Here is a 6356-nt window from a genome sequence, read left to right on the forward strand (position 1 = left end):
CTGTTTGTAAAAGAGCTGTCTGAACAGGAGAACTTTGAAATCTATCATACTTGCTCAAGCGCAAACGGTCATGGGCACGATTACTATGTACAGATAAAAGTAGCCGGAGATATAGACGCGGACACCGGTATGATTATTAACGTAGACAAACTAGATCATGTACTTCTTGCGGTTATTGAAGAGCTTGATCATAAGAGGCTTGATATAGAAATTCCGTTTTTTGAGTCCGAGCAGCCGACTGGTGAAAATATTGCAAAATATATATGGGGCAAGATCAAACCAGAGCTCGGCGATATGTTAATACATATAAAGCTGAGCGAGACATCTACCAGCTATTTCGAATACTATGAGGAGGAAAACTATCCATATGAGCTTTAAAAAAGCTATTAAGGAAATTTTGGAGCAGATTGGGGAAGACCCCAAGAGAGAAGGGCTAAGAGACACACCCGATAGAATGGAGCGTATGTTCCATGAGATCACTTCGGGCTATAATGTAGATCCTAAAGAGGTTATCAACGAGGCTGTTTTTCATATTAAATATGATGAAATGGTAGTGGTAAAAGATATTGAGTTCTATAGTCTATGTGAGCACCACATGCTTCCTTTTTTTGGAAAATGCAACATAGCATATATACCAAATGGAAAAGTTGTTGGGCTTAGCAAGATACCTAGGATTGTTGAGGTCTTCTCAAGAAGACTTCAAGTACAAGAACGTATGACAGTTCAAATTGCAGAGTTTCTAAAAAAAGAATTAGACCCTCAAGGGGTTGCAGTTGTAGTTGAGGCATATCATCTTTGCATGGCAATGAGGGGTGTTAAAAAGTCTGAAGCCAATATGCTTACGAGCTCCATGAGAGGTGCTTTTAAGAAAGATGAGAGAACTAGGGCTGAGTTTTTAAGCTTTATTGGAAGGGACTTAAAATAGTATATAATATTTTCTACCCGGTTAAGGATATTTATAAAATAAATGCTACGAACACTAGTACTAGGAATCAGTCATAAAACAGCTCCGATCGAAGTCAGAGAGCTTTTTACATTTTCAAATGAGAATATAGAAAATGCTCTAACTGAGCTTAAAACAAAACCCCACATAGAAGAATGCGTGATTGTGTCAACATGCAACCGCGTCGAAATCTACGCTGTATCTGAAAATGTTGAAGAGTGTCTTGAAAACATAAAGCAGTTTCTTTCTGAGTTTCATCAAGTTCCGCGTGAGAAATTTTCACCTCATATCTATTATTCCATAGGTCATATGGCAGTAAGACATTTATTTAAAGTGGCCTCTAGCATCGACTCGATGGTTGTTGGTGAGCCCCAGATTCTTGGCCAAGTTAAAGATTCATATAAATCGGCCATCGCAGCTGGATCTACGGGAGTAATACTAAACCGTCTTTTCCACACATCATTTTTTGTTGCCAAACGTATCAGGACTGAAACTGGCATTGGATCTCATGCGGTTTCAATCAGCTATATTGCGGTTGAGCTTGCAAAGAGAATCTTTGATGATTTCTCCTCCAGAAAGGTAATGCTCATAGGTACTGGTGAAATGGCAGAGATTGCAGCACAGCACTTAATTGGAGCCGGCATCAAAGATTTGCTAATAGCTAGCAGAAACTTTGAAAATGCGGTTTTGCTATCAGAAAAATTAAACGGCAGATCAATTGGTTTTGATGAGGTGTTTTATCATTTAAAGGATGTGGATATTGTAATTGCTGCTACTGGCTCTCAAGATTATATTATCAAACAAAGTCATGCAAAAGAGGCTCTTAAGCTGAGAAATAATGAACCAATGTTCATGATTGATATTGCTGTGCCAAGGGATATTGACCCAAGAGTTGAAGACCTCTCAGATATATATTTATATGACATAGATGATCTAAAGAACGTATCTGATGAAAATATTAAAACTAGACGACAGAGCTTAACTAAAGCTGAAGAAATAGTGCTTGAAGTAGAGAAATCTTATGACACTTGGCTTAGAGGCCTAAAAGCTGTGCCAGCCATTATTGACCTTAAGAATAGATTTGAAATAATTAAAAACAGCGAACTTGAGAAGGCGTTAGATAAGCTTGAGGGCATATCTAAAGATGATAAGTACATAATAGAGCTTATGGCTTCAAGGATCATTGGTAAAATCCTCCACAATCCTCTAACAAATCTTAAAAAAGAGTCATCCTCATCAATGGGCGCTCTTTATGTAGATTCCATCAAGAAACTGTTCGAGCTCGAAAAAGAACTCCTACTCCTGGAAGAAGATGATGAAGAAATCTCTCAGGATAGGAACTAGAGGCAGTAAGCTTGCTCTGTGGCAGGCTAGCCATGTTAAGTCCCTACTCTTAGACGAATTCCCCAAGTTAGATATTGAAATTGTAGTGATTAAAACCACTGGAGATGCTCTATCCGAGTCGCAGCTCTCAGAGATTGGGGGTAAAGGTGTATTTGTTAAGGAAATTGAAGAAGCGCTTTTATCTCACAAGATAGATATTGCCGTTCACAGCATGAAGGACGTTCCCACAATTTTACCAGAGGGTCTTGAGATCAATGCTGTTGTACAGAGACATGATCCTAGAGACGCGCTTTTGAGCAATATTGGTCAAGAAATAGCTGATCTGCCAGATGGATGCAGAGTTGGCACAGGGAGTCTTAGAAGAGCATCTCAGCTTCTATATCTTCGACCTGAGTTAGAAATTGTGCCAATCAGAGGAAATGTGGATACCAGGATAAGAAAGTTAAAAGAGAGCGGTGACTATGATGCAATCATTCTCGCAACAGCGGGGCTACAAAGAATGGGACTGGATGGTGAAATCACTCAAATTATATCTGCCGATCTAATGATACCGGCTCCCGGTCAGGGAATAATTGCCATAGAATCCAGATCACTGGACTCTGAAACAAACGGGATGCTAACTGATATAACTCATGATGAGACTATGAGCCAGGCCGCAGCAGAAAGGGCATTTCTTTTTAGTCTCGGGGGAGATTGCAATGTGCCGGTCGGTTGTAATGCAATTCTAGACGGTGAGAATCTTAAAGTAAGCGGTGTAATTTCGTCTCCTGACGGTGAGAAGTTGATTAAGAATACACTAATAGGAAAACGCAAAAAAGCGCAACAACTGGGAGAGAGACTGGCCGATTTTATATTACAGGACGGCGGCCGTAAAATCCTCGAATCACTCAGCAATTCTTAGGATATATTCACTCATTTTGCATTAAGCAATAATTCCATTAAACTTTGATAGTATTACTTAGCTCTAAAGGAGCAAGCTGTGTTATCACAAGATCCTTGCCAAGTATATTTTGCGTTTTTAGATGTAGAAACCACGGGACTTGACCCGGTTTCTGGCGATAAGATATGTGAAATCGCAATTGTTAAAACCATTGATGGGCAAATAGCCGACGAATTTGTGACAATTGTAAACCCCGGAAGAAGTATTCCAGAAAAAGCTGTCTCAATACACGGAATAACTCAGCATATGGTTATGAGAGCTCCTCTATTTAGAGATATAGCAAAAGACCTTCTCGTTTTCTTAAGTGATGCTGTAATTGTGGCCCATAACGCGAAATTTGATCTTGAATTTATCAGGGCTGAACTTAGAAACCTCAATATTACGCTGCCCGATAATGAAGTCATAGACACTTTGGGCATAGCCAGAAGATATTATAATTTCCCCAGCAACTCCCTTGGCGACATTGCAAGAAATGTCGGGGTTTTGATTAACAAACAGCACCGCGCGCTTGCAGATGTAATGACAACTAAAGGAATATTTGAATTCTTTTTAAAAGATTTGGGGGAAAGGGGTATTCGGCTCAAGAGAACAAAAGACATACTCAAGCTGCAGGGTAAATCAGTGGAGCTTCAAAATTCAAATGAGCTTGTTTTACCCACCGAAATTGAGCGGGCACTTAGAGATAAAACTAAGCTTGAGATAAAATACCTTTCTGCTTATCAGGAAGAGACATCGGTAAGAGTTATTGAACCATTTGATATAAGCGTTGGGAATTCTAAAACCTACATACACGCCTACTGCCATGTGCGTAAAGAAAGGTGCACATTTCGACTAGATAGAATTTTAGGGATTAAAGCTCTAGTGTAGATCCTTTATAGCAGACTATATTTCAGTCTCAGATCCATCTGAACTATCGGAATTGCTGGAATCCTGATCGTTATCTGATTTATCCGTTCCAGAGGAATCACCAGTAGATAGGTCCTTGTCGCTATCAGAATCAGGAATTTTTCCTAGTTGAAGATTTAAATCAATTATCTCAGCTTCTAATCTTTTAGACTCGGCAATTAGCTTTTGGTTTTCAATTTTTAGATCATTAATGTTTGTTTTCAAGTTAGCGATGTACTTATCAAGCGCTTCACTATTTTGCTTGATTTTATCAAGCTCTTGCTTAGTTTCATGTAGGCTGGACTTTGTAGTTTCAAATTCGTCGTTCTTAGCTTTATTCTCACACCCGGTAATAAAACCAGCTGACATTATTAATGCAGAAAACATTAAGATTGCGGTCATTCTTCTCATAATATAGGTACTCCTCCTAATTGATTCTCTTATTGATATTTTAATCTATATTTATTGAGGGTACTTGTCAACAAATTTTATTAAACTATTGTAATTTATATATAAAACTTGACAGTCCTCAGATATTGCAATACCATTATGCTCCTTAATCTGACGCGGGGTGGAGCAGCTTGGTAGCTCGTCGGGCTCATAACCCGAAGGTCGGAGGTTCAAATCCTCCCCCCGCTACCATTAATTTGAGTTGCTTGCACCACTTCTCTGTTTCCCTCATTTCATAAGTTAGATCGATATTTGCTCTAGTGTTTTAAGTCCATTCAAGCACTTTTATATTGTATTTTTTCATATTAGCCACATACTTTAGTAGTATCATAACTATAGTAGTATTATTTCAAGTAGTATTAGTTCATTAGTTTTTAACCTTAGAAATGGAATCTTGATATGCCGATATTAGATATTTCAGACCTTAAAAAAAGCTATATTTCTCCCGAGAGTGAAAGTACATTAATAATTGATTTGCCTCATTTTCAACTAGAAGAGGGAGAACACCTTGCTCTTGAGGGTGAAAGCGGCTCTGGCAAAACAACTTTTCTTAATTTAATTGCGGGCATTTCAAATCCAGATAGCGGAAGTATCGTCCTGGATGGCATAGAGATGTGCTCTTTATCAGAGTCTGATAGGGATAGCTTAAGAGCAAACAAAATAGGCTATATATTTCAAACGTTTAACCTTCTTATGGGCTATACCGCTTTAGAGAATGTGCTTTTGGGAATGATGTTTGGCAACTCAATGGATACAGATAAGGCAATGTCACTGCTCGAGCGCGTAGGACTTGGCAATCGATATAACTACCGCCCTGGACAATTGTCTGTCGGACAACAACAACGTGTTGCTGTTGCCAGGGCACTGGCAAATAGTCCAAAAATTGTTCTAGCTGATGAGCCTACCGGAAATCTTGATAAACGCACATCAGGGGAAGCCCTAAGACTAATCCGTGATATTTGCAGTGAGAATAATGCCTCGCTGCTCTTAGTGAGTCATGAGCAAAGAGTTTTAGATGATTTTAGTACTGTGACTTCGTTATCTAACATTAATCGTGCATTGCAGAGTTAGGATTATATAAATGATAAAAAAAGGGATTTTCTTAATTGTGGCAAAGAGTCTCATGCAGCATAAGCTGTCTACTATTGTCACTGTGATATCTGTTGCATTGGCTGCGGGCCTGGTCATGTCCGTTTTCAGTATAAGAAATCAAACATATGATGCATTTACGGGTGGACCGGTAGGGTTTGATGCCGTACTTGGAGCTCGGGGCAGTCAGTTGCAACTGGTTCTAAATACCGTTTTTCACCTCGAGACATCTCCCGGGAATATTCCTTGGGAGATGTATGATGCTGTAAAGAAAAACCCAAATGTCGAACTTGCTATCCCTTATGCGGTGGGAGATAACTATAAAGGCTATAGAATAGTTGGAACCGATCAAGATATCTTTACTAAGTTTGAATATAGGAAAGGGCAGGGGTTTGTGATAAAGCCTGGAGGTAGAATTTTTGATCCTGATAAGAAAGAGGCGGTCATTGGCAGTTATGTGTCCGACAAATTAGATTTAAAGGTCGGCTCAAAATTGAATCCATATCACGGTCTAATCTTTGATGAAAGTATGCGTCATGAGGAGGAATATACAGTTGTCGGAATAATTGAGCCGACGAACTCACCTTCTGACAGGGTAATATGGGTGCCGATTGACCAGTTCTATCAAATTTCCGGCCATGTTCTAAGGGGAGCCGGAGAAGTATACGAACCACAGCCGGGCCAGGAGATACCTGATAAACACAA

General features: G+C 39.4%; 8 protein-coding genes and 1 tRNA gene. 8 read left to right on the forward strand and 1 reads right to left on the reverse strand.

Annotated features, from left to right (window positions below):
- The 5 genes from AAF462_09130 to AAF462_09150 form a co-directional block, all read left to right on the forward strand.
- Positions 1-378: 6-carboxytetrahydropterin synthase (locus AAF462_09130; protein MEM7009280.1), on the forward strand; the 378-nt coding region annotated here is incomplete at its 5' end.
- The gene (gene folE, locus AAF462_09135) at positions 368-925 is read left to right on the forward strand and encodes a GTP cyclohydrolase I FolE (protein MEM7009281.1); all 558 of its coding nucleotides are present in this window, start codon (positions 368-370) and stop codon (positions 923-925) included. The genes AAF462_09130 and folE, both read left to right, overlap by 11 nt.
- Positions 926-967: 42 nt before the next feature.
- Entirely contained in the window at positions 968-2287 is a 1320-nt protein-coding gene (gene hemA / locus AAF462_09140; protein ID MEM7009282.1) for a glutamyl-tRNA reductase, read from the forward strand.
- On the forward strand, positions 2259-3188 hold the full coding sequence (hemC, locus tag AAF462_09145; protein MEM7009283.1) for a hydroxymethylbilane synthase: 930 nt from the start codon (positions 2259-2261) through the stop codon (positions 3186-3188). The genes hemA and hemC overlap by 29 nt, the downstream gene beginning before the upstream one ends.
- A gap of 78 nt (positions 3189-3266) precedes the next feature.
- Positions 3267-4094, forward strand: a complete 828-nt coding sequence (locus tag AAF462_09150; GenBank protein ID MEM7009284.1) for an exonuclease domain-containing protein — start codon at positions 3267-3269, stop codon at positions 4092-4094.
- Between the two features lie 15 nt (positions 4095-4109).
- Here the strand turns inward: AAF462_09150 and AAF462_09155 are convergent, their stop codons facing one another.
- Positions 4110-4523 (reverse strand): hypothetical protein, encoded by a 414-nt coding sequence (locus tag AAF462_09155; GenBank protein MEM7009285.1) that lies wholly within the window; start codon positions 4521-4523, stop codon positions 4110-4112.
- A 154-nt stretch (positions 4524-4677) separates the two neighbouring features.
- Between AAF462_09155 and AAF462_09160 the strand changes: the two genes are divergently transcribed.
- From AAF462_09160 to AAF462_09170, 3 genes are all read left to right on the forward strand, one after another.
- Positions 4678-4754, forward strand: a tRNA-Met gene (locus tag AAF462_09160).
- 207 nt (positions 4755-4961) lie between these two features.
- Positions 4962-5633 carry an ABC transporter ATP-binding protein gene (locus AAF462_09165; GenBank protein ID MEM7009286.1) on the forward strand — a complete coding sequence of 224 codons (672 nt, stop codon included), beginning with the start codon at positions 4962-4964 and terminating at the stop codon, positions 5631-5633.
- A gap of 10 nt (positions 5634-5643) precedes the next feature.
- Positions 5644-6356: ABC transporter permease (locus AAF462_09170; GenBank protein ID MEM7009287.1), on the forward strand; the 713-nt coding region annotated here is incomplete at its 3' end.

Source organism: Thermodesulfobacteriota bacterium (assembly GCA_039028315.1).
In the GTDB taxonomy this organism is placed as follows: Bacteria; Desulfobacterota_D; UBA1144; order Nemesobacterales; family UBA2774; genus CR02bin9.